The sequence below is a fragment of the Williamsia sp. genome (assembly GCF_016462415.1).
Classification (GTDB): Bacteria; Actinomycetota; Actinomycetes; order Mycobacteriales; family Mycobacteriaceae; genus Williamsia_A.
Window position 1 is genome coordinate 1 of record NZ_JAEMTF010000067.1, and the last position, 22594, is coordinate 22594.

Below are 22594 nucleotides of genomic sequence, written 5' to 3' on the forward strand. Positions count from 1 at the left end.
CGAGCAGGCCGCGAAGATCATCGCCGGCACCGCTCGGTCGATGGGCATCACGGTCGACGGCTGAGTCGTCACACCAGACAATCGAAAGCGTGGGAGGACCGGCTTCGGTCCGCACACCACCAATCCGCAACCGCTGCGGAGAAGGAAAGAAGCACCATATGAGCAAGAAGAGCAAGGCCTACCAGGCCGCCGCCGAGAAGATCGACAAGGACAACCTGTACAGCCCGCTGGAGGCTGCAGCGTTGGCCAAGGAGACGGCGTCGACCAAGTACGACCCGACCGTCGAGGTCGCCATCCGTCTCGGCGTCGACCCCCGCAAGGCCGACCAGATGGTCCGCGGCACCGTCAACCTGCCGCACGGCACCGGTAAGACCGCCCGCGTCATCGTGTTCGCCGTCGGTGACAAGGCCGCCGAGGCCACCGCCGCCGGCGCCGACGAGGTGGGCGCCGAGGACCTGATCGAGAAGATCCAGGGCGGGTGGCTCGACTTCGACGCCGCCATCGCCACCCCGGATCAGATGGCCAAGGTCGGACGCATCGCACGCGTCCTGGGCCCGCGTGGTCTGATGCCCAACCCGAAGACCGGCACCGTGACGCCCGACGTCACCAAGGCCGTCAACGAGATCAAGGGCGGAAAGATCAACTTCCGCGTCGACAAGGCGTCGAACCTGCACCTGGTGATCGGCAAGGCGTCGTTCGACCAGAAGCAGCTCGCCGAGAACTACGGCGCCGCGCTCGACGAGGTCCTGCGCGCCAAGCCGTCGGCCTCGAAGGGTCGCTACCTGCGCAAGGTCACCGTCTCGACCACGTCGGGCCCGGGTATCCCGGTCGACCCGGCGCGCAACCGGAACTACACCGAAGACGAAGCCTGAGCTTCTGAACTCCTGACGAGCAGCAGCCGCGACGCCCCGAGCGTCGCGGCTGTTGCCGTCTTCAGGTGAGTCCGTCGAGGTGATCGGCGAACTCGCCCGCGTGCGACAGCATCGCCATGTGACCGCCACCGATGACGTCTGGTTCGACCCCGAGGCGGTCGGCGACGACGCGACGCATGAACGACTCGGGGAAGAACCGGTCGTCGCGGAACAGCACGAATCGGGTGTCGACGTCCGGCAACGCCGACCCGGGCCAGATCTGCGTCGCGGGGGTGTCGGACTGTCGTCGTTCGATCTGCTCGGCGACCACATCCGGCGCGACCCCGTTGTAGAACAGCGCGTCGAAGTCGTCGGGGTCGTAGGCCTGCGACGCCGCGGCCTCGCGCTGGGCCTGCGCCGTGCCGGTGGCGGCCCACCACTGTTCGGGTCGCTCGCCGGGGCGCGGGATCATCGCCGAGGCGAAGACCAGCATCGACGCGTCGACCAGGGGACACGCGAGGGGAGCGGTGAAGCCGCCGAAGGAGTGCGCGACGACGATCGGCCGGTCGGCGTCGGCGGGCGTCTGGGCGGCGACCGCGGCGGCGTAGGCGGTCAGGTCGGCGTCGTCGTCCTCGCACGGGAGGTCGATGGGAATCCCTCGGTGAGAGCGATCGGCCAACTCCGACACCAGGATCCGCCAGTAGGACGGATCGGAACCGCCTCCGGGGACCAGCAGGAATGTCGCCATCGGGTCACGCTCCGATCGGATGATGGGGCCACGAGGTGTCCGTTTCATCCTGGCACGTGAACCGTGGAACCGTCCGGCGCTCTCAGTAGTCTTATCCTCATGCGCGACGACAAGCTCCTGACCCGGATCGCCGGCCTCCTGCGCCAGGCCGAGGGCACCGACAACGAGCACGAGGCGCAGACCTTCATGCAGGCGGCGCAGCGGTTGGCGACGTCGGCCTCGATCGATCTCGCCGTGGCGCGCGCGCACGATCCGGCGGCGGCGCGGACGGCGCCGGTGGCGCGGCAGATCGCGATCGGTACCGCCGGCAAACGGGGTCTGCGGACCTACGTGGCGTTGTTCGTGGCCATCGCCCACGCCAACGACATCAAGGTCGACGTGGCGAGCAACTCCACCTTCGTTCTCGCGTATGGCTTCTCGGGCGACATCGACAGCACCGAGGCGCTCTACAGCTCGCTGGTCGTGCAGATGGTCGCCGCGAGCGACGCCTACCTGAAGTCGGGGGTCTACAAGTCCGAGACGGCGGCCAAGGTGGTCACCGACCGGTCGCGGTGGCGGACACGTCGCGTCGTCGAACACACGCCGTTGTCGCCGATCACCGCACGGCTCAACTTCCAGTCGGCGTTCGCCGAGCGGATCGGGCTGCGACTGACCGAGGCCAGGGACGAGGCGCGCGCCGACGCGGTTCGCGAATCCGCCGACCGTCCGAGCGGCTCGACGCAGGTGGCGTTGCGCGACAAGGAGATAGCCGTGGTCGACTTCCATCGCGAGGAGTCGACGGCGCGGGGGACCTGGCGTGGGTCGAGTGCGTCGGCGGGGTACTCGGAGGCGGCGCGCCGGGCCGGCGACCGGGCCGGACGTAGCGCGCGGATCGGGGCACCCGAGGAACTCGACGGCACCCGGGGGGCGTTGGACCGACGATGACCGGTCCTCCGCGCGACACCCAGCGCGCCCTGTTCTACGAGGCGGAGTCGGCCGTGCACAACCTGTTCGCGGCGCCGGGGCCGACGGTCGAGATCGCGGGGGCGCACCTGACCCTGCCGCCCGAGGCACGTTTCGGTTCGGTGGAATCGGCCCGTCGCTATGTCACGCAGGTGCTCTCCCGGGACTCGGTCCGTCGGCGCTTCCCGCGCGCGACGATCGATGTCGAGGTGCGCTCACGTCGAGGTCACCGCAGCGCCCACTACGAATCACCCACGGATCCGGCCGTCGCGCCCACCATCGCCCTGCCGGAGATGGCCGACGGACGGTGGGCGCTGCGCGAACTGGTGGTGCTGCACGAACTGGCCCACCACCTGATGGAGCCGGGGCACCCGGCGCACGGTGCGCGGTTCGCGTCGACCCTGATCGAGTTGGTCACCGACGTGCTCGGGCCGGAGGCCGGGTTCGTCTACCGCGTGATCCTCACCGACAGCGGGATCGCGGTGCGCTGACCGTGGGCGGACGGCGTGCGCTGTTAGCGTGACGACGTCACCGGATGCATGCGCTGGAGGAGCCGAGATGTCACTTCGCGAGGTCGAGTTCACGTCGAGCAACCAGCGCGACACCGTCTACGGCTGGATCTACGAGCCGGTGCGCCCGGCGCGGGGCATCATCCAACTGATCCACGGGCTCGGCGAGCACTCGCGGCGCTACCTCCCGCTGATCACCGCGCTGCTCGATGCGGGGTTCGTGGTCGCGGCCGACGATCACGCCGGTCACGGCAAGACCGCGATGACCTCCGGCATCTGGGCCGACGCCGGCGAGCACGCCGATCGCGTCGTCGTCGACGACGAGCGCACCCTGCGATCGATCACCCGCGAGCTACACCCGGACCTGCCGTACGTGATCTTCGGCCACTCGTGGGGGTCGATGATCGCGCGCGGCCTCGTCAGCGGTGACAGCGACGGAGTCGACGGGCTGATCATGTGCGGCATCGCGGCCGGCATCCACGGGATCGAGAACCTCCTCGACCGGCAGGCGCTCGCAGCCGAGGCCGACACCGAGGCGCCGGCGGCCCAGGTCTACGTGGCGTCGATGTTCGACGGGTTCATCTCCCGCTACGAACCCGGATCCGGCCCCACGGCCTGGGTGGCTCGCGATCCCGACGTGGTCCGCGACCATGCCGTCGATCCACTGAACAACTTCGGGGCGCCGATGTCGGTGCGGTTCCTCGCCGGTTTCGTCGACCTCTACGATGCGGCCAACTCCGACGAGTGGTACCCGTCGGTCCGCGCGGACCTGCCGGTTCTGATCCTGGCCGGCGATGCCGATCCGGTCACCGGCTTCGGTGAGGGTGCCTACCGCGTGGCCAATCAGCTCGTCCGCACCGGGCACGACGATGTCCGCACCCGCGTCTACACCGGGTTCCGCCACGAGGTCCACAACGAGCCCGAGATCCGCGACGAGGTCGCCGCGGAGATCATCGACTTCGCGACCCGCTGCGTCGAGCGCCCGGTCTAGGTCCGCAGCCGCCCACTCGACGTCCGTAACCGCCCAGTCGACGTCCGCAGCCGCCCACTCGACGTCCGCATCCGCCCGGTGGACGGGTGGTCACCAGTCGGGATCGCCGATCGCGCGGAACGACAGGTAGCTGGGGTGATGTGGGTCGAGGACGAGGTCCTGTCGGCGGCCATGCGCACGGATCAGGTCGGGAACGACCGTCAGGTACCGCGGCACGCTGCCCGCGTAGATGTCGACGCGCAGGCGGTGGCCGATGTCGAGCACCGCGTCGGTGGGCACGAGATCCACGTCGATCGGCAGCGGGACGCCTGCCGGGACCGGCAGCTTGCGCTTGTGACTGAGGTAGTGGTGCGCGACGAGCAGACTGCCGTCCTCGGCGTACTCCGACAACGACGGGTCGATGGCCCGGTTCGACACGGTCAGAGCACCGTTGGTGAGCACCGTCGACGTGCCGTCCGGTGCCACGTCGTTGACGGTCACCGCCCAGATGCCCTCCTGGCCCGAGGTGGAGACGAACAGGCGCAGGTTGAGCGCGCCGCTGATCTGGGTCCGTTCGGTGACCGGCGCGGAGGAGAACGTCAGACCGCCGGCCTCCTGGTAGCGGGCGTCGCGACCGAAGTCCTTGCCCAGGACCATCGTGATCCCGGCGGTTACCTGGGTCATGTCCCGCGACCGCAACCCGCGCATGTCCGGGCGGACCGGGAGTGATGCCTTCGAGGGCGACCGGCTCGACCCCAGCGAGCCGTCGAAGGCCGAGTGCGCCGCCGTACCCGAGGGGGAGTCGGACAGGAACAGCCGTCGGACCGACGCGCCGGCGCGGGGGAAGCTGTCACCCGCGGTCCAGGAACCGCCCTGCTGCTCGAGGGTGACCGGACCGTAGTTGTCGACGCCGTTGTCGATTCCCTTGAGCCACTTGTCGAACCACGCGCGCTCGAGGACGTCGACCCGCGGCGGGTGTGCCGCGCTGCCGAATCCCGACCCGGCGTCGAGGTGGTATCCGTCGGACACGACCAACTGCTTGCGCCCGGGCTGCATCTGCAGGTGGGAGTAGATCGACGTCGCGCTGCGCCCGAACAGGTCGTGCCACCCACCGAACAGGAAGGTGGGGACGTCGATCTTCGAGACGTCCGGATCGCGCTCGTCGAAGTAGGGGTCGTCGTAGACGCGGTCGTCGCGGCCGGTGAGGAATCCCCAGGCCAGAGAACCGACCTCGGTGGCGGGCGACGCGACGCGGTTGGCCAGCCAACGCAGGCTGGTGCCGCGGCGCAGATCGCGGGCGGCGGTCGCCGGGTTCGGGATCCACTTGAGGACGTTGACGATCGAGAGCCAGAGCGGAATGAAGGCCGAGGGCAGACCGCCGGTGATGTAGATGTCGCGGACGATGTCCTCGCACCCCTCCACGGCGAACACGGCCTCGAGTCCGGCTGGGCGCTTGTCGGCGGCCTGCAGGGAGTTGATGGCCGAGTACGACCAGCCGGCCAGACCGAGTCGACCGTTCGACCACGCCTGACGGGCGACCCAGGCGAGGATCTCCACGGAGTCCTTCTGTTCCCGTGCCCCCAGGATCTGCCACTTCCCGTGCGACGCCCCGGTGCCGCGGACGTCGACGATGACCTGCGTGTATCCGCTGCGCACGAGGTTCCGGTTGATCCCGAACACGTCGAACACGCCACCGGAGAGCGTCCGGGTCAGGTCGGTGACACCACTCAGGGCCGTCCCGCTCAGGTCGACCTTGCCCGCGAGACCCGACATCGCCCGGCCGATCAACGGCGCGTGGACGGACTGGTCCAGCAGGTCGAGCAACGCCCTGTTGTAGGGGTTGATGTTGACGATCGTGGGGTAGCGCGTGGACACCGCGCGCCGGGTCGCGTCGGCCGGGCGGATCACGGTCGCGCGCAGGCGGACACCGTCGGACATGGTGATCTCGACATCACGGTCGATGGACACGTGCGGATACTGCAGCGGGCCGTCGACGAGTTGGCGCCAGCGGATCGCGTCCGCGCCGCCGGTGGGGTCACCGAGGGGCAGGGTCGGGAGGGGAGTGGGTCGCGGGCGCCGCTCACCGAACCCGTCGGGCGCGGTACCCCCTGGTACGGACTCGTCAGGATCAGCTGGAACCGTCATCGCCGTCTGCCTCGCTGTTGCGTGACGAGTGCCAGGGGCATGTGGTGTGGATCAGCCCTGGTGACCACGTCATCGTGGACCGGAAGTGTGTGTGGTGCACATCACGACCGATGTTCTCCAGCGAATGTAACCCAGCCTATTGAGGTCCGACACGGGGGCTGGGGACTTTGTGATCAGAGCGCGATCGGAGTCCGGATGGTTGTTATCAAATCTACATAAAAGGTACGTCTGTACGGCTTTGTGTCCACCGGGCGTCGTGGATTTGTCCAGGACACGAGGCTGCGGCTACTCTGGGACCTCGGTACCCGCCGACGTGAGTCGATCGGGTTCCTCAGTTCAACCACAGACCGTTGGTCGACGTCCGCCCCAGGTGGATGTTCGAAGGTCCGGCCGATGCCGGCGACCCACGCAGGGTGAACGTGGTGAAAGTCCGTGACTGCTCGCGCTGCGAGCGTTCGCCCTCTGCGCCCCGTGGCCCTGTGCCCGGGGCGTTCGTCGTCGGTGGGGTCGTCTCGACCAACCCGAATCGACATGAGAGGAGGCGAAGTATGGCCAAGTCCGACAAGGTCGCCGCAGTCGCGGAGATCTCCGAGCAGTTCAAGGGCTCCACGGCAACCGTCATCACGGAATACCGTGGTCTGTCCGTCAAGCAGCTCTCTGACCTGCGTCGTTCACTCGGCGAGGGCGCAACCTACTCCGTCGCCAAGAACACCCTGGTCAAGCGCGCCGCAGCTGATGCTGGCGTTGCTGGACTCGACGAGCTGTTCGTCGGTCCGACCGCGATCGCCTTCATCGAGGGCGAGCCGGTCGAGGCTGCGAAGGCGATCAAGACCTTCGCCAAGGACAACAAGGCTCTCATCATCAAGGGCGGATACATGGACGGCCGCGCGCTGTCCGTGGCCGAGATCGAGCAGATCGCCGACCTTGAGACCCGAGAGATCCTGCTGTCCAAGCTCGCCGGTGCCATGAAGGGCAACTTGGCAAAGGCCGCGGGTCTGTTCAACCAGCCCGCATCGCAGGTCGCGCGTCTCGCCGCGGCCCTGCAGGAGAAGAAGTCCGCCGAGGGCGGCGCCGAGGCAGCGGACACCGCAGCCGACGCACCGACCGAGGCTGCCGAATAAGCGCACCCGCGCCCATCACCACCCCAGGAACATTCCCCCGATCCGGGGGACAACAGGAAGGACGCCACCATGGCGAAGCTCAGTGCTGACGAGCTCATCGATCAGTTCAAGGAACTGACCCTGCTGGAGCTCAGCGATTTCGTGAAGAAGTTCGAAGAGGTCTTCGAGGTCACCGCGGCCGCCCCGGTCGCCGTTGCCGCCGCAGGCGCCCCGGCTGCCGCCGAGGCCGCTGTCGAGCAGGACGAGTTCGACGTCGTCCTCGAGAGCGCCGGCGACAAGAAGATCCAGGTGATCAAGGTCGTCCGCGAGGTCGTCTCCGGACTGGGCCTCAAGGAGGCCAAGGATCTCGTCGAGAGCGCCCCCAAGGCGATCCTCGAGAAGATCGACAAGGACGCTGCCGAGGCGGCCAAGGCCAAGCTCGAAGAGGCCGGCGCCAAGGTGTCCGTCAAGTAAGACGCACCGTTGGATCGTTAACCTACTTTTCGGTAGGTTCACCGCAAGGACCACCCCGCACGCGGGGTGGTCCTTGTTATATGTCCAGGTCCAGGACCTTTTTTTATGCGAATCTAAGAAATGTGGAGTTGATGTTCGTCGATGGCGAACCGTGGGTTAGAGTGACTCGAACCACAAGCCGGGGCGGGTCATCTAGAGGAGTCAAACGTGGGTGTTGAGGTCAGTGTCGAGGGACTTACGAAGTCCTTCGGTTCTCAGAACATCTGGCGGGATGTCACTCTCACGCTCCCGGAGGGCGAGGTCTCGGCTCTGCTGGGGCCCTCGGGTACCGGCAAGTCGGTGTTCCTCAAGGCCCTGATCGGGCTGCTGCACCCGGAGCAGGGTTCGGTGATCGTCGACGGCACCGACATCACCAAGTGCTCGTCGAAAGAGCTCTACGAGATCCGCAAGCTGTTCGGTGTGCTGTTCCAGGACGGTGCGCTGTTCGGCTCGATGAGCCTGTTCGACAACACGGCCTTCCCGCTGCGCGAGCACACCAAGAAGTCCGAGTCCGATGTGCGCTCGATCGTGATGGAGAAGTTGGACCTGGTGGGTCTGGCCGACGCCGGTGACAAGCTGCCCGGTGAGATCTCCGGTGGTATGCGCAAGCGCGCCGGTCTGGCCCGCGCGCTGGTCCTCGACCCGCAGATCATCCTGTGCGACGAGCCCGACTCGGGTCTGGACCCGGTGCGTACCGCCTACATCTCGCAGCTGTTGATCGACATCAACGCGCAGATCGACGCGACGATCCTGATCGTGACGCACAACATCAACATCGCCCGGACCATCCCGGACAACATCGGCATGCTGTTCCGCAAGGAGCTGGTCATGTTCGGTCCTCGTGAGGTCCTGCTGACCTCCGAGGAGCCCGCGGTCAAGCAGTTCCTCTCCGGTGACCGTTTCGGTCCGATCGGTATGTCCGAGGAGAAGGACGACGCGACCGCCGCGCAGGAGAAGGAACTCGAGGACGCCGGTATCGGTGGTGGCGGCACGAAGGACGACTTCTCCGAGATCATCCCGCAGGTGCAGCCCAATCCGGGTATGCCCGAGCGCAAGGCGTCGGCGCGGCACCGCGAGCGCGTCGAGGAGATGCTGCACGAGCTGCCCGAGAACGCCCAGCAGGCGATCCGGGAATCCCAGTCGCAGGAAGACGACATCCGTCGCGCGAACGCCGAGGGCATGGACCGCCAGAACAACAAGAACGGCAACAACGGTGGCGGCAACGGCAACAACGGTGGCGTCAACACCGAGAAGCAGTACGCCGGGTCCAACGACAACACCGAGCAGTTCCCCGCCTACCGAGCCGGCGGCAACCCCGCCGGTAACTCCTGATGATCATCACTGCCGTGGAGGCCACTAAATGAGCGGAGCCACCACACGTGGCGTCGATCGGGTGACTCAGGCCGGAACATCTGCACTCACGCAGACGGGCAACATCGTCCAGCTCTTCGTGGATGTCGCTCGCCAGAGTGTCGTGCGCCCGTTCCAGCTCCGAGAGTTCATCCAGCAGGCGTGGTTCATCGCCAGCGTCACGATCCTTCCGACCGCACTGGTCGCGATCCCGTTCGGCGCCATCGTGTCGCTGCAGACCGGATCGCTGATCAAGCAGCTCGGCGCGGAGTCGTTCACCGGCGCCGCCAGCGTCCTGGTGGTGGTCCAGCAGGGCGCGCCCCTGGTGACGTCCCTGCTGATCGCGGGTGCGGCCGGATCGGCCGTGGCGGCCGACATCGGCTCCCGGACGATCCGCGAGGAGATCGACGCGATGCGCGTGCTGGGCATCAACCCGATCCAGCGGCTCGTCGTCCCCCGTGTCCTCGCGATGATCCTGGTCGCGGCGCTGCTCAACGGCCTCGTCTGCGTCGTCGGCATCGGCGGTGGTTACTTCTTCAACGTGGTCGTCCAGAACGGCACGCCCGGTGCGTATCTCGCATCGTTCAGCGCCCTGGCGCAGCTGCCCGACCTCTACGTCGCGACCCTGAAGGCCATCGTGTTCGGCGCGATCGCCGGCGTCATCGCCTCCTTCAAGGGACTGTCCCCCAAGGGCGGACCCAAGGGTGTGGGCGAGGCGGTCAACCAGAGCGTGGTCATCACCTTCCTGCTGCTGTTCTTCGCCAACCTGATCATCACGGCCGTGTACTTGCAGATCGTCCCCGCCAAGGGTTCGTAGGGGAGTGAATCGATGACCATCGCAAAGAGCAGGGCCGACGAGCTCAACTATCGGCTCAAGAAGGTCGCACAGGCACCGCTGCAGGTGCTCGACGGCGCCGGCGACCAGATGTCGTTCTACGGACGCGCCGTCGGGTGGGCGCCCCGGACGATCAAGCACTACCCCAAGGAGCTGCTGCGGCTGCTCGCCGAGGTCGCCTTCGGTGCCGGTGGTCTCGCCGTCATCGGCGGCACGATCGGCGTCATGGTCCTGCTGACCGGTTTCACCGGTGTCGTCGTCGGTCTGCAGGGCTACGCGGCCCTCGACCAGATCGGCTCGCAGGCACTGACCGGCTTCCTCTCGGCCTACGTCAACACCCGTGAGGTCGCGCCGCTCGTCGCCGGCCTCGCACTGTCGGCAACCGTCGGCTGTGGCTTCACCGCCCAGCTCGGCGCCATGCGGATCTCCGAGGAGATCGACGCGCTCGAGGTCATGGCCGTCCCGTCGGTGCCGTTCCTCGTCACCACCCGCGTGCTGGCCGGCTTCATCGCGGTCATCCCGCTCTACGTGCTCGGCCTGCTCGCCGCCTATCTCGCGACCAGGGTGGTCAACACCCAGTTCAACGGTCAGTCGACGGGCTCCTACGACCACTACTTCAATCTCTTCCTGCCACCTGCAGATGTGTTGTGGTCGTTCGGCAAGGTGCTGGTGTTCGCCTTCGTGATCATCCTGGTGCACTGCTACTACGGCTACAACGCCAGCGGCGGCCCGGCCGGCGTCGGCGTGGCCGTGGGTCGCGCGGTCCGATCGGCGCTGGTCCTCATCGCCGTTCTCGATTTCTTCCTCGGTCTCGCCATCTGGGGCACCGACACGACAGTCAGGGTGGCGGGCTGATCCATGGCTACTCTTCGTAGACGCTTCCTCGGACTGGTGTTCTTCCTGGTCGTCATCCTCTTCATCGGTGGAACGATCCTGAAGTTCAACCAGAGCTTCCAGTCGTTCACCGACGTGAACCTGACGACCGACTCGGCGGGCAATGCCCTGCCCGACAAGGCAGACGTCAAGGTCCGCGGCCTGATCGTGGGCCAGGTGAACAAGGTGGTCGCCGACGAGAACGGCGCGGTCACCGTCGAACTCGGTCTCCAGCCCGACAAGGCCAAGATGATCCCGCAGGGCACGACCGCGCGGATCCTCCCCAAGACACTGTTCGGTGAGCGCTACGTCGCGCTGCAGGTCCCGGAGAACGCGAACGGTGCGAAGCTGACCGCCGGTTCGACGATCAAGACCGACACCAGCGGCAACGCGATGGAACTGCAGACGCTGTTCGACAAGCTGTTGCCGGTCCTCAAGGCCATCCCGCCGCAGGACCTGAGTGTCACGCTCGGCTCGCTGTCGAAGGCGCTCACCGGCAACGGTGAGAAGCTCGGCACCAGCCTGGACAACCTGAACAACATCTTCAGCAAGTTCAACCAGAACATGCCCGAGCTGCAGGGGACGCTGCGCGGTCTCGCGAGCTTCTCGGAGACCTACTCCGAGGCGCTGCCCGACATCGTCGACGCACTCGACACGCTGCGCACCACCACCAACACGTTGGTGGAGCGTCAGGGCGACCTGAAGACGCTGATCTCCACGCTGACGAACACCGCGGTGCAGGCCACCGACTTCCTGACCACCAACCGCCGGGATCTGCTGACCCTGGCGATCGACTCCGAGCCGTTGCTCTCGGCGTTGGCCAAGCAGTCGCCCGCCTTCGGGTGCACGTTCAAGAACTTCGCGGGACTCATCCCCGAGGTCGGCAACATCGTCGGCGCGGGCACGAAGAACCCCGGTGTCCGTGTGACGCTGACGTTCTCGAACCCGCGTGGTCGGTACCTGCCCAACCAGGACGAGCCGCGACTGCTCGAGGACCGCGGACCGAAGTGCTACCCGCTGCACTACGAGCAGGGGCGGCCCTTCCCCCAGTACCCGGGCGGATCGCTCAACGACGGGTCCTACCAGCCGCCGTCGCGCAACCCCGGCCCCCGCACGGTGCAGGAACTGCCCGCTCCGGACTACTCCGGCACGCCTGCGGGAACCATCAAGCCGAGCGTCTACGACGACCCGAAGAACAAGGTGGCTTTGCAAGCGATCATGGCGGCCGAGGCCGGAACGACCCCCGATGAGGTTCCCGGCTGGATCGCTCAGCTCGTCGCACCCGGACTCCAGGGAGCGCAGGTGACGATCAAGTGAAGAACAACTTCTACTCGCCGCTGATCAAGCTGATCGTGTTCGCGGTGATCACCGTGATCCTCACCGCGCTCCTCGGCGTCACCATCGCGAACTCGGGCGCCGGCGGCAGCAACGACTTCAAGGCGATCTTCACCGACGCCTCGCTGCTGAACCAGGGCGACGATGTCCGGATCGCCGGTGTCCGCGTCGGTCAGGTCTCCAAGGTCGAGGTCTACGAGAAGGACAAGGCGCGGGTCAGCTTCTCCATCGAGCGCGACCGGCTGCCCGACGGCGTCCAGGCCTACATCAAGTTCCGCAACCTGACCGGGCTGAGGTACCTGTCGCTCGAGCGTGGTCCGGGGGACAGCGGGGCGACGCTGAGCAAGGGCGCGACCATCGGGGTGGCCAACACACATCCCTCGGTCAACCTCACCGATCTGTTCAACGGCTTCCGGCCGCTGTTCCAGCAGCTCACCGCCGACGACGTCAACAAGCTGTCCGACGAGATCATCAAGGTGTTCCAGGGCGAGGGCGGCACGATCACCGATCTGGTGAGCGACACCGCGGACCTGACGAACACCATCGCGGACAAGGACAAGGTGATCGGCGAGCTGATCACCAACCTGTCGACGGTCCTGGACAACATCAACCGGCACGACGATCAGCTGACGTCGCTGTTGACGACCACCGAGAAGTTCGTGACCGGCCTGGCCGCTCAGAAGAACTCCGTCGGATCGGCCATCACGTCGGTGTCGAACCTGACCGCGGTCACCAACTCGATCCTCACCCCGACCCGACCGGCTCTGCAGGGATCCATCGCGGGTCTCAACCAGTTGTCGCAGCGGATCAACGAACGTCGCGGAGAGGTCGAGAAGACACTGACCAACCTCCCGATCAAGGCGGCCAAGATCGGGCGGGCGGCGACCTTCGGGTCGTGGTTCCAGTTCTATCTGTGCGGTCTCGACATCACCGCGGGCAACGGCAAGAGCACCCTGCTCTCCCAGCCGTTGATCCCGCTGCCCGATATCAACCATGTGCTCTACACCAACAGCGCGACGCGGTGCTGGGCCAACGATGATCCGCCGGGCTGAGGGGGGCGACATGGCTGACACGAAGAAGCAGAACAAACGACCGGACCAACCACGACGGAGTCCGATCACCATCGGCGCCATGGGTCTGATGATCCTGATCATGGCCGCGCTCTCGGCGTTCTTCCTCGCCAACCTGCCGTTGGTGGGTGCGGGCACGATCTACAAGGCCGACTTCACCGAGGCCGCCGGCCTCAAGCCGAGCAACGAGGTCCGCGTCGCGGGCGTCAAGGTCGGACAGGTGGAGAAGGTCGAGATCGTCGACAACAAGGTCCGGGTGTCGTTCGCGGTGAACAACACCTGGGTGGGCGACCAGACCAGCGCGTCGATCCAGATCAAGACGATCCTCGGGCAGAAGTACCTGCAGATCGACCCGCGCGGCAACAAGCTGGCCGATCCGAAGGACGTGATCACCCAGACCACCTCGCCCTACGACGTCATCGAGGCCTTCAACGACGCGTCGTCGAGCATCGAGAACATCGACACCGACCAGTTGGCGACGAGTTTCCGGACCCTGTCGTCGGCGTTCTCCGGCACGCCTGCGGAGTTGGGCAACTCGCTCGACGGGTTGACGCGGTTGTCGACGACGATCGCCAGTCGCGATCAGGAGGTGCGCAAGCTCCTCGAGGCGACGAAGGGGACCTCCAAGATCCTCGCCGATCGCAATCAGGAGTTCACCCGTCTGATCGCCGGTGCCGGTGATCTGCTCTCCGAACTCAACACACGCCAGCAGTCGATCTCGACGTTGCTCCGGAGCACCACGCAGCTCTCGACCACGCTGACCGGGATCGTCCGCGACAACGAGAAGCAGATCGGTCCGGCTCTGGAGAACCTCAAGGGCGTCACCGACCTACTCCAGAAGCAGGACAGCAACATCCGTGCCTCCATCACCAATCTCGCACCGTTCTACCGGCTCTACGCGAACGTGCTCGGCAGCGGTCGCTGGTTCGACTCGGTGATCACGAACATCCTGCCGCCCGGACTCCCGGCGCAGAACACGACACGGCCGCCGGGTAAGAACCAGCAGCTCAACAACGGCGGAGGGGAGGCAACCGGATGATGACCACGACAAGCGGACCTCGTCACGATCTGCGGGACTCCCGCGGACCGGGCAGCTGGTTCACCCCCCGTCACATCGTCTTCCTGGTGGTCGGTCTGGTGGTGGCACTCGTCATCGCCGGATCGTTGTGGTGGTTGTTCACCTCGCTCAACCAGACCAAGGTGACGGCCTACTTCAAGTCCAGCGTCGGCATCTACAAGGGCACCGACATCCGCATCATGGGTGTCGAGGTCGGCAAGGTCGACGAGGTCACCCCGCAGGGCGACAAGGTGCGCGTGAAGTTCACCGTCACGGGCGGGCACGACCTGCCCAAGGACGTACGCGCCGTGCAGATCACCCCCTCGGTGGTCGCCGACCGCTACATCCAGCTCACCCCCACCTACCAGAAGGGTCAGCCCAAGGCGGGCGACGACATCACCCTGAGCCTGAACCAGACGATGGTCCCGGTGGAGATCGACGATCTCTATTCCAGCGTCCAGAAGCTGTCGAAGTCGCTCGGTCCGGACGGTGCCAACAAGGACGGTGCGCTGAGCCAGGTCATCACGACCGGTGCGGCCAACCTCAAGGGCAACGGCGAGAAGCTCGGTCAGACCATCGAGCAGCTGTCCAAGGCGTCGCAGACGTTGAGCGACTCCAGCGGCAACATCGTCGACACGGTCAAGAACCTCGACGTGTTCGTCGGTGCGCTGGCCGAGAACGACGACCAGGTGCGGCAGTTCAACACCCAACTCGACTCGTTCTCCTCGTTCCTCGCCGGCGAGCGCACCCAGCTCGGCGCGGCGCTGAACAAGCTGTCGATCGCGCTCGGCGACGTCGCGGGATTCGTCCAGGACAACCGGATCGCGCTCGGCGACCGGGTCCAGGAGCTCATCCCGACGTCGAAGACGCTCGCCGACACCACCGACCAGCAGAAAGAGCTGCTGACCGTCCTCCCGGTGACGATCAACAACCTGATCAACGCCTACAACGCGGAGTCCGGCACGCTCGACCTGCGCGTGGTCCTGCCCGAACTGCAGAACCTCGCAGGTGCCGGCTGCAAGCTGCTCGACCTGGGCAAGCTCAAGCCCGGTGACCCCGCGTTCACTCAGTTCAGCAAGACGCTGCGTCCGTTGCTCGATCAGTGCGGCAACATCACCGACCAGATCAACAAGGGACTCACGACCCCGACGCTGAACCTGCCGTTCGGGATCATGAGCGGTACCAACCAGCAGAAGCGCGGTCCGGTTCCGGGAACTCGTCCCGGCACCCCGTCGCCCGGACTGACGAGTGGTGGCAACTGATGAGGCGCTTGGATTCCGGGCTGCGTGGGTTCGCCCCCGCGCGTCTGACGCGACGGACGGCGACGTCGATCGGCGCGCTGTCGATGGTGTCGTTGATCGCCCTGACCGGCTGTGGGATCAGCATCCAGTCGATCCCGTTGCCCGGTGGGGCCGACACGGGTGAGCAGCCGCGCACCTACAAGCTGCAGTTCGCCGACGTCCTCGACCTGGTCCCGCAGTCCGCGGTGAAGGTCGACGGCGTCACGGTCGGCAGCATCACCGACATCGCGATCGCGCCCGACCAGTGGTCGGCCGAGGTCACCGTCGAGGTCAAGAACAAGATCGACCTGTCCGACAAGGCGCAGGCCGACATCTCGCAGACCAACTTGCTCGGTGAGAAGTTCGTGTCCCTGGTGGACCCGAACTCGAACGCAGGCGCCCCGCGTCAGCCGTCGAACGTGGCGATCCCCATGGCGCGCACCAAGACCTCCACCGACATCGAGCAGGTTCTCGGCGCGCTGTCGCTGCTGCTCAACGGTGGTGGCATCGCGCAGATCAAGCCGATCGTCGACGAGCTCAACACCGCGCTCGACGGACGTACCGGCCAGGTCAAGTCGTTGCTGAACCAGACCGGTCGGCTGATCAAGACGCTCGACGACCAGAAGGCCAACATCACCCGGGCCATCGACGGCCTCGCGGTGCTGTCGGACCGGACCGAGAAGCAGACGGCGCAGATCAACCGGATCCTGGATCAGCTGCCCGCCGGCGTGAAGGTCCTCGAGGACCAGCGCCCGCAGTTCGTGACCCTCCTGCAGAAGCTGGACGGTCTCGGGCAGGTGGGTGTCGACATCCTCGGCCGGGCCCGTACCGAGATCATCACCGATCTGCGGGCGCTGCGTCCGACGCTGCAGTCGCTCGCCAACGCGGCGCCCGACATCATCACGGCACTCCCGCTGCTGCCGACGTACCCGTTCCCGGATGCGTTGCTGCCGGGCGTGCGTGGCGACTCGACCAACCTGTTCGCCACGTTGGACCTGCGTCTGCTCAACCAGCTCGAGGCGCTCGGCGTCGGTCAACCGCAGCCGAAGTATCAGCCGGTCGGGTCGGGTACCCCGCCGCGCCTGGATCCGCGTAACCCGTACACCAACGGCAACGGTCCGCGTGCGGGCTACCCGACCATCACGTTGCTGCCGCTGCTCAACGCTCGTCCGGGCCCGAACACCCCGCCCTCGGGTGGTCAGTACACGTTGCTGCCCACACCGAAGCAGGGTCAGACGGCGCTCACGGGCCCGATGGCGATGCTCGGCATCTCCGGAAACGCGGGGACCGGCCGATGATGTCGAAGCTCGTCAAATGGCAGTTGATCGTCTTCGTCATCGTCGGTGTCGTCGCGATCGTCTACGTGGGTGCGACGTACGCCCGTCTCGACAAGCTCGTCGGGATCGGTCAGTACACCGTGCACGCGGACTTCAAGGATTCCGGCGGCATCTTCACCAACGCCGAGGTCACCTACCAGGGCGTGCCGGTGGGACGGGTGGGCTCGTTGGAGCTGCGTCCCGACGGTGTCCGGGTGAACCTGCTGCTCGACTCCGGCGGCCCGAAGGTGCCGGCGTCCTCGCAGGCGGTCGTGGCCAACCGGTCGGCGATCGGTGAGCAGTTCGTGGATCTGCGCCCCGCGTCCGCGGGTGGCCCGTACCTGAAGAACGACTCGGTCATCTCCGACACGTCGATCCCGACCCCGGTCCAGGACGTCATCTCCAGCGCGGTCGACTTCACCGGCTCGGTGCCGTTGAACGACCTCACGACGGTGGTCACCGAGTTGGGCAAGGCCTTCAACGGCAACGGCGAGAACCTCAAGGTCCTCGTGGACTCGCTGTCGAACCTGGCGAAGACCGGCAACGACAACCTGCCGCAGACGATCTCGCTGATCCGCAACGCCGACACGGTGTTGGGGACGCAGGCCGATCAGTCCGACGCGATCCTGGACTGGTCGAAGAACCTGGGTCTGATCACCAACCAGCTGGCGACCAGCGATCCCGACATCCGGCGTCTGCTGACCACCGGCACGGCCTCGGCCACGCAGATCTCGGCGTTGCTGACCCGTAGTGGTGGCGACGTCACCACGGTGGTCCGCAACCTCGCCAAGGACGTGCGCAACGTCAAGGGGACCTACCAGGCGATCTCGCCCGCCCTGGCGATGCTGTCGGCCCTGTCGAGCGGTAGCTACACGCCTGCGCCCGGTGACGGCACCATCCACTTCGGTGTCGTTCTCGAGACCAACAACCCGGCCTCGTGCACGGTGGGCTACGAGAGCACCCAGGCCGAGATCGCGGCGATCAAGAAGAAGAACCCGGACTTCGACCTGAACTACGACGACTTCCCGTTCAACACCAAGGCCAGCTGTGATGTGGCCCAGGGCAATCCGACCGCGGTCCGCGGCGCCCAGAACGCGAAGTTCGCCGACAAGTACGTACCGCAGCCCTGGGATCGCAACCCCAAGAAGGACCCCGACAAGCTCGATCTCAACCCGCTGGTCACCCAGCTGTCGTACCTGTTGGGCGTCTTCCCGAAGTAGCGTGACGCGCCTCGCCCCGGTGAGTGGACTCACCGGGGTGATGGCGCCCACAGCTTCGATGACTACAGTGGCCTCCGATGATTACGCCTGAACCGAACCGGCCGGACAACGTCGCCGGCACCACACCGACGTGGCGGGCCAGGATCGCCCCGGCGGCTCTCCCCCTCACCGCAGCCCTGGCGGTGGCGGCACTGATCGCGGCGATCGTGTTCGCCGGTCTCTACGGATACCGGTGGTACGACGACGCATTCAACAAGGAGCCGGTGCAGACCGCCCGCGAGGACGCCCTCGGGGGCGCGGAGCAGGCGATGCTCAACGTGCTCAACATCGACCTCAAGGACAGCAAGGCCTACCAGGACCGGCTGTCGGCATCGATCACGGGCACTGCGCGTACCCAGTTGCTCGGCAGCGCGGGAATCGGGCAGCTGCAGCAGGCCGCAGGCGCCGACGCGAGCCAGGCCGCGACGCTGACCGCGAAGATCGCCCGCAGTGCCGTCGTCGAACTCAACACCGACGACAACACGGCCAAGACCCTCGTCTTCCTGGTGGTGACCTCATCACGTCCCAACGAGGCGTCGTCGAGCCAGACCATGGGATTCCAGGTGCAGGTGAGCAAGGACGGCTCGGCGTGGAAGGCCAGCAACATCCAACCGCTGGACTCGGTCGCGATCGACAACGCCGCACCCACCGCCGACGGCACCGCGGGGGCACCCGCCGCGAGCGGCGCTCCCGCTGCCAGTGGCGCCCCTGCGCCCGCTGCCAGTGGCGCCCCCGCGCCCGCCGCACCGACCACAGGAGCGGGTAACTGATGACCACGCCACGCCCCCCACGCTCCAACCCGCCTCGTCGTACGCCGAAGGTCGCCGGACGGGCCCCGGCCCGGCCCGCGACCCCGCCGGCATCCGAGACGGCCCCGGAACAGACGACCCCCGAGCAGTCGGTTCCGCAGCAGGCGGCCCCGGAGCAGACGCCGCCGCGGAAGTCCCGCTTCTCGCGCAAGCCGAAGTCGGACCAGCCCACCGAGGCGCCAGTCGCCGCGACGCCGCCGACCGACGCGTCGACGGACGATGCCGCACCCGTCGAGGCGCCGACCGCCGAGACGCCCGCTGCCGAGACGCCGACTGCCGACGAGCCCGCCGCCGACACCGCAGCCGTGGTCGAGACGCCGACGCAGGCCGATCCGGTCACGACCGGGCCGGACGCCACGACCGACCCCGTCACCGAGCCCGAGCCGGACACCGAGTCGGCGGCCGGCGCCGCGACGGCGACCACCGGCGTGGAGAAGACGCCTGCCGCGGCCGGCGACGGCCCGCGGGGCAAGAACCGCCCGACGACCAAGGTCTCCACGATCAAGCCGCAGTCGACGCGTCCCACCGCACCGCCACCGGTGGCCGCGGGCGAGTCGCAGAAGACGCCGCGTGGTCCGCTGCTCGGCTGGAAGCTCGTCGGCATCGTCACCGCGGTCGCCGTCGTGTTCGCGATCGTGGCCGTGATCGCCGCGATCAAGCCCGGGGTCTCGCTGTCGTCGAACGAGGCGTTCGTGGACTCGTCGAAGACCAGCGAGGTGACCTCGCAGGCCAACTCCCGCATCTGCTCGATCTTCGGCGTGCAGTACGACAAGTTGGACCAGTGGCAGCAGACCGCCCAGTCGAACGTGACCGGCACCGCCGCGCAGCGGTTCGCCGAGTACGACAAGGCCGTGCGGGACGCGCTCGGCCAGGCCGGACTCACCACCGGGGGAGTGGACTGTCGCGTCGACTCGGTCGGGGTGCGGTCCATCGAGGGCGACAGTGCGGTGCTGGCGGTCAACCTGATCCTCAGCCAGACGCAGGACCAACAGGCCTCCGGCAGCGGCACCAAGCGCTACCAGGTGTCGATGCAGCAGGTCGGCGGCAAGTGGTTGGTCAGCAACTTCGCCGACTTCTGAGTCGACCTCCTCGGAATTGCTCCACACCGAAGTGCGCGTTCCCCTTGACTCGCCCGCCCACTGGTTGCACGCTTGTCACCAGCGACAGATGACCGGCAGCCACTGGTTGGATCGCACCGCGCAGGGCCTCGAGCCCGTTCCTCCGTGTTTGACACGGGGTGGAGTTTTTCTGATACAGTTGGACGTTGCGCTGGCTGCCTCCTGTCCACATCACGATTAACCTTCTCGGCCACTTCTGTGTGCTGCGTGTGGTGATCGCTGAGAAGACTTCAGTCGGATCAGCGCCCCACCTATAAGGCCACCCTGTTGGCACATAGCTCGCCGGTTTTCAAAAGAAGTCGGCACACAAGAAGATTTCGTGTTGGAAGGACGCATCTTGGCAGTCTCCCGCCAGTCCACATCAACCATTCCCGGCGCTCCGCGCCGTGCATCGTTCGCAAAGCTCAGCGAGCCTCTCGAAGTACCCGGACTGCTCGACGTGCAGCTCGAGTCGTTCCAGTGGCTCGTCGGATCTCCGGAGTGGCACGCCCGCGCACTTGCGCGCGGCGAAGAGAACCCCAGCGGAGGCCTCGACGACATCCTCGCCGAGCTCTCCCCGATCGAGGACTTCTCCGGCTCCATGTCGCTGTCGTTCTCCGATCCGCGCTTCGACGAGGTCAAGGCCTCCGTCGAGGAGTGCAAGGACAAGGACATGACGTACGCGGCGCCGCTGTTCGTCACCGCCGAGTTCATCAACAACAACACCGGTGAGATCAAGTCGCAGACCGTCTTCATGGGCGACTTCCCGATCATGACCGACAAGGGCAGCTTCATCATCAACGGCACCGAGCGTGTCGTCGTGAGCCAGCTGGTCCGCAGCCCCGGTGTGTACTTCGACTCCAACATCGACAAGACCACCGAGAAGACCCTGCACAGCGTCAAGGTCATCCCGGGTCGTGGCGCATGGCTCGAGTTCGACATCGACAAGCGCGACACCGTCGGTGTCCGCATCGACCGCAAGCGTCGCCAGTCGGTCACGGTGCTCCTCAAGGCCCTGGGCTGGAGCACCGAGCAGATCACCGAGCGCTTCGGCTTCTCCGAGATCATGATGTCGACGCTGGAGAAGGACAACACCGCGGGCACCGACGAGGCGCTCCTCGAGGTCTACCGCAAGCTGCGTCCGGGCGAGCCCCCGACGAAGGAGTCGGCGCAGACCCTGCTGGAGAACCTGTTCTTCAAGGAGAAGCGCTACGACCTCGCGCGCGTCGGCCGCTACAAGTTCAACAAGAAGCTCGGTCTGGCCGCGAACCCCATGACGGGTTCGTCGGTGCTGACCGAGGAGGACATCGTCGCGACGGTCGAGTACCTCGTCCGCCTACACGAGTCGGAGACGAACGTGTCCTCGACGATGACCGTCCCCGGCGGCGTCGAGGTGCCCGTCGAGGTCGACGACATCGACCACTTCGGCAACCGTCGTCTGCGCACCGTGGGCGAGCTGATCCAGAACCAGATCCGGGTGGGCCTGTCCCGCATGGAGCGTGTGGTCCGCGAGCGGATGACGACCCAGGACGTCGAGGCGATCACGCCGCAGACCCTGATCAACATCCGTCCCGTCGTGGCGGCGATCAAGGAGTTCTTCGGAACCAGCCAGCTGTCGCAGTTCATGGACCAGAACAACCCGCTGTCGGGTCTGACCCACAAGCGTCGCCTGTCGGCGCTGGGCCCCGGTGGTCTGTCCCGTGAGCGTGCCGGCCTCGAAGTCCGTGACGTCCACTCGAGCCACTACGGCCGCATGTGCCCGATCGAGACCCCGGAAGGCCCGAACATCGGCCTGATCGGTTCGCTGTCGGTGTACGCGCGGGTCAACCCGTTCGGCTTCATCGAGACCCCGTACCGCAAGGTCATCGACGGCCAGGTCACCGACCAGGTCGACTACCTGACCGCCGACGAGGAGGACCGGTACGTCAAGGCCCAGGCCAACGCCATCCTCGACGACGACCTGCGTTTCACCGAGGAGCGCATCCTCGTCCGCAAGAAGGGTGGCGAGGTCGAGTTCGTCGGACCGACGGGCGTCGACTACATGGACGTCTCGCCGCGCCAGATGGTGTCGGTGGCCACGGCCATGATCCCGTTCCTCGAGCACGACGACGCCAACCGCGCCCTGATGGGTGCGAACATGCAGCGTCAGGCCGTGCCGCTGGTGCGCAACGAGGCCCCGCTGGTCGGTACCGGCATGGAGCTGCGTGCCGCCATCGACGCGGGCGACGTGATCCTGTCGGCGAAGGCCGGCGTGGTCGAGGAGGTCTCCGCGGACTACATCACCGTGATGGCCGACGACGGCACCCGGGACACGTTCCGGATGCGCAAGTTCGCCCGCTCGAACCACGGCACGTGTGCCAACCAGCGTCCGATCGTGGACGAGGGACAGCGTGTCGAGGTCGGACAGGTCCTGGCCGACGGCCCGTGCACCGACGACGGTGAGATGGCCCTGGGCAAGAACCTGCTCGTGGCGATCATGCCGTGGGAGGGCCACAACTACGAGGACGCGATCATCCTGTCGCAGCGCCTCGTGGA

General features: G+C 66.7%; 20 protein-coding genes and 1 pseudogene. 19 read left to right on the plus strand and 2 right to left on the minus strand.

Annotation, left to right across the window (positions count from 1 at the left end):
- Together JHC79_RS15770 and rplA are read left to right on the plus strand one after the other, a co-directional pair.
- A pseudogene (locus JHC79_RS15770) lies at positions 1-64 on the plus strand (50S ribosomal protein L11); the annotation flags it as partial.
- 94 nt (positions 65-158) lie between these two features.
- Positions 159-872 (plus strand): 50S ribosomal protein L1, encoded by a 714-nt coding sequence (gene rplA / locus JHC79_RS15775; RefSeq protein ID WP_296392475.1) that lies wholly within the window; start codon positions 159-161, stop codon positions 870-872.
- Between the two features lie 61 nt (positions 873-933).
- On the opposite strand, the gene JHC79_RS15780 is transcribed toward rplA, so the two are convergent.
- Positions 934-1599, minus strand: coding sequence for an alpha/beta hydrolase (locus JHC79_RS15780; protein WP_296392477.1), 666 nt, complete (start codon positions 1597-1599; stop codon positions 934-936).
- Between the two features lie 99 nt (positions 1600-1698).
- Here JHC79_RS15780 and JHC79_RS15785 point away from each other — a divergent pair, with 99 nt between their 5' ends.
- The 3 genes from JHC79_RS15785 (at position 1699) to JHC79_RS15795 (ending at position 4041) form a co-directional block, all read left to right on the plus strand.
- On the plus strand, positions 1699-2523 hold the full coding sequence (locus JHC79_RS15785; protein ID WP_296392479.1) for a DUF2786 domain-containing protein: 825 nt from the start codon (positions 1699-1701) through the stop codon (positions 2521-2523).
- Entirely contained in the window at positions 2520-3032 is a 513-nt protein-coding gene (locus JHC79_RS15790; protein WP_296392481.1) for a TIGR04338 family metallohydrolase, read from the plus strand. The genes JHC79_RS15785 and JHC79_RS15790 overlap by 4 nt, the downstream gene beginning before the upstream one ends.
- A gap of 67 nt (positions 3033-3099) precedes the next feature.
- Positions 3100-4041 (plus strand): alpha/beta hydrolase, encoded by a 942-nt coding sequence (locus tag JHC79_RS15795; RefSeq protein ID WP_296392483.1) that lies wholly within the window; start codon positions 3100-3102, stop codon positions 4039-4041.
- Positions 4042-4131: 90 nt separating this feature from the next.
- Here JHC79_RS15795 and JHC79_RS15800 read toward each other — a convergent pair whose 3' ends face one another.
- Positions 4132-6165 (minus strand): CocE/NonD family hydrolase, encoded by a 2034-nt coding sequence (locus tag JHC79_RS15800; RefSeq protein WP_296392485.1) that lies wholly within the window; start codon positions 6163-6165, stop codon positions 4132-4134.
- A 548-nt stretch (positions 6166-6713) separates the two neighbouring features.
- Here JHC79_RS15800 and rplJ point away from each other — a divergent pair.
- From rplJ to JHC79_RS15870, 14 genes are all read left to right on the plus strand, one after another.
- Positions 6714-7286, plus strand: a complete 573-nt coding sequence (gene rplJ, locus JHC79_RS15805) for a 50S ribosomal protein L10 (protein WP_296392487.1) — start codon at positions 6714-6716, stop codon at positions 7284-7286.
- A 69-nt stretch (positions 7287-7355) separates the two neighbouring features.
- Positions 7356-7739: a 50S ribosomal protein L7/L12 gene (rplL, locus tag JHC79_RS15810; protein WP_188489057.1), complete on the plus strand. Its 384-nt coding sequence runs from the start codon at positions 7356-7358 to the stop codon at positions 7737-7739.
- Positions 7740-7946: 207 nt separating this feature from the next.
- Positions 7947-9110: an ATP-binding cassette domain-containing protein gene (locus JHC79_RS15815; protein WP_296392490.1), complete on the plus strand. Its 1164-nt coding sequence runs from the start codon at positions 7947-7949 to the stop codon at positions 9108-9110.
- A gap of 28 nt (positions 9111-9138) precedes the next feature.
- Positions 9139-9945 carry an ABC transporter permease gene (locus tag JHC79_RS15820; RefSeq protein ID WP_253662669.1) on the plus strand — a complete coding sequence of 269 codons (807 nt, stop codon included), beginning with the start codon at positions 9139-9141 and terminating at the stop codon, positions 9943-9945.
- 12 nt (positions 9946-9957) lie between these two features.
- Complete coding sequence (locus tag JHC79_RS15825; RefSeq protein WP_188489063.1) at positions 9958-10818, plus strand: ABC transporter permease; 861 nt, start codon at positions 9958-9960, stop codon at positions 10816-10818.
- 3 nt (positions 10819-10821) lie between these two features.
- Positions 10822-12153: an MCE family protein gene (locus tag JHC79_RS15830; protein WP_296392496.1), complete on the plus strand. Its 1332-nt coding sequence runs from the start codon at positions 10822-10824 to the stop codon at positions 12151-12153.
- The gene (locus JHC79_RS15835) at positions 12150-13223 is read left to right on the plus strand and encodes an MlaD family protein (protein ID WP_296392499.1); all 1074 of its coding nucleotides are present in this window, start codon (positions 12150-12152) and stop codon (positions 13221-13223) included. Before JHC79_RS15830 ends, JHC79_RS15835 begins: the two co-directional genes overlap by 4 nt.
- A gap of 10 nt (positions 13224-13233) precedes the next feature.
- The gene (locus JHC79_RS15840; protein ID WP_296392501.1) at positions 13234-14280 is read left to right on the plus strand and encodes an MlaD family protein; all 1047 of its coding nucleotides are present in this window, start codon (positions 13234-13236) and stop codon (positions 14278-14280) included.
- The gene (locus JHC79_RS15845) at positions 14277-15560 is read left to right on the plus strand and encodes an MCE family protein (RefSeq protein WP_296392503.1); all 1284 of its coding nucleotides are present in this window, start codon (positions 14277-14279) and stop codon (positions 15558-15560) included. The genes JHC79_RS15840 and JHC79_RS15845 overlap by 4 nt, the downstream gene beginning before the upstream one ends.
- 83 nt (positions 15561-15643) lie before the next feature.
- A complete protein-coding gene (locus JHC79_RS15850; protein ID WP_296392513.1) occupies positions 15644-16876 on the plus strand; it encodes an MCE family protein in 1233 nt (410 codons plus the stop codon).
- A complete protein-coding gene (locus JHC79_RS15855; RefSeq protein ID WP_296392504.1) occupies positions 16873-18114 on the plus strand; it encodes an MCE family protein in 1242 nt (413 codons plus the stop codon). Before JHC79_RS15850 ends, JHC79_RS15855 begins: the two co-directional genes overlap by 4 nt.
- 77 nt (positions 18115-18191) lie before the next feature.
- Complete coding sequence (locus JHC79_RS15860) at positions 18192-18923, plus strand: hypothetical protein (protein WP_296392506.1); 732 nt, start codon at positions 18192-18194, stop codon at positions 18921-18923.
- The gene (locus JHC79_RS15865) at positions 18923-20041 is read left to right on the plus strand and encodes a hypothetical protein (protein WP_296392509.1); all 1119 of its coding nucleotides are present in this window, start codon (positions 18923-18925) and stop codon (positions 20039-20041) included. The genes JHC79_RS15860 and JHC79_RS15865 overlap by 1 nt, the downstream gene beginning before the upstream one ends.
- 358 nt (positions 20042-20399) lie before the next feature.
- Positions 20400-22594: DNA-directed RNA polymerase subunit beta (locus tag JHC79_RS15870; RefSeq protein WP_296392511.1), on the plus strand; the 2195-nt coding region annotated here is incomplete at its 3' end.

Excerpts from the sequence above, each read along its gene's own strand:
- rplA (WP_296392475.1), top strand. The coding sequence starts at position 159 with ATGAGCAAGAAGAGCAAGGCCTACCAGGCCGCCGCCGAGAAGATCGAC.
- JHC79_RS15780 (WP_296392477.1), bottom strand. The coding sequence starts at position 1,599 with ATGGCGACATTCCTGCTGGTCCCCGGAGGCGGTTCCGATCCGTCCTAC.
- JHC79_RS15785 (WP_296392479.1), top strand. The coding sequence starts at position 1,699 with ATGCGCGACGACAAGCTCCTGACCCGGATCGCCGGCCTCCTGCGCCAG.
- JHC79_RS15790 (WP_296392481.1), top strand. The coding sequence starts at position 2,520 with ATGACCGGTCCTCCGCGCGACACCCAGCGCGCCCTGTTCTACGAGGCG.
- JHC79_RS15795 (WP_296392483.1), top strand. The coding sequence starts at position 3,100 with ATGTCACTTCGCGAGGTCGAGTTCACGTCGAGCAACCAGCGCGACACC.
- JHC79_RS15800 (WP_296392485.1), bottom strand. The coding sequence starts at position 6,165 with ATGACGGTTCCAGCTGATCCTGACGAGTCCGTACCAGGGGGTACCGCG.
- rplJ (WP_296392487.1), top strand. The coding sequence starts at position 6,714 with ATGGCCAAGTCCGACAAGGTCGCCGCAGTCGCGGAGATCTCCGAGCAG.
- rplL (WP_188489057.1), top strand. The coding sequence starts at position 7,356 with ATGGCGAAGCTCAGTGCTGACGAGCTCATCGATCAGTTCAAGGAACTG.
- JHC79_RS15820 (WP_253662669.1), top strand. The coding sequence starts at position 9,139 with ATGAGCGGAGCCACCACACGTGGCGTCGATCGGGTGACTCAGGCCGGA.
- JHC79_RS15825 (WP_188489063.1), top strand. The coding sequence starts at position 9,958 with ATGACCATCGCAAAGAGCAGGGCCGACGAGCTCAACTATCGGCTCAAG.
- JHC79_RS15830 (WP_296392496.1), top strand. The coding sequence starts at position 10,822 with ATGGCTACTCTTCGTAGACGCTTCCTCGGACTGGTGTTCTTCCTGGTC.
- JHC79_RS15840 (WP_296392501.1), top strand. The coding sequence starts at position 13,234 with ATGGCTGACACGAAGAAGCAGAACAAACGACCGGACCAACCACGACGG.
- JHC79_RS15845 (WP_296392503.1), top strand. The coding sequence starts at position 14,277 with ATGATGACCACGACAAGCGGACCTCGTCACGATCTGCGGGACTCCCGC.
- JHC79_RS15850 (WP_296392513.1), top strand. The coding sequence starts at position 15,644 with ATGGTGTCGTTGATCGCCCTGACCGGCTGTGGGATCAGCATCCAGTCG.
- JHC79_RS15855 (WP_296392504.1), top strand. The coding sequence starts at position 16,873 with ATGATGTCGAAGCTCGTCAAATGGCAGTTGATCGTCTTCGTCATCGTC.
- JHC79_RS15860 (WP_296392506.1), top strand. The coding sequence starts at position 18,192 with ATGATTACGCCTGAACCGAACCGGCCGGACAACGTCGCCGGCACCACA.
- JHC79_RS15865 (WP_296392509.1), top strand. The coding sequence starts at position 18,923 with ATGACCACGCCACGCCCCCCACGCTCCAACCCGCCTCGTCGTACGCCG.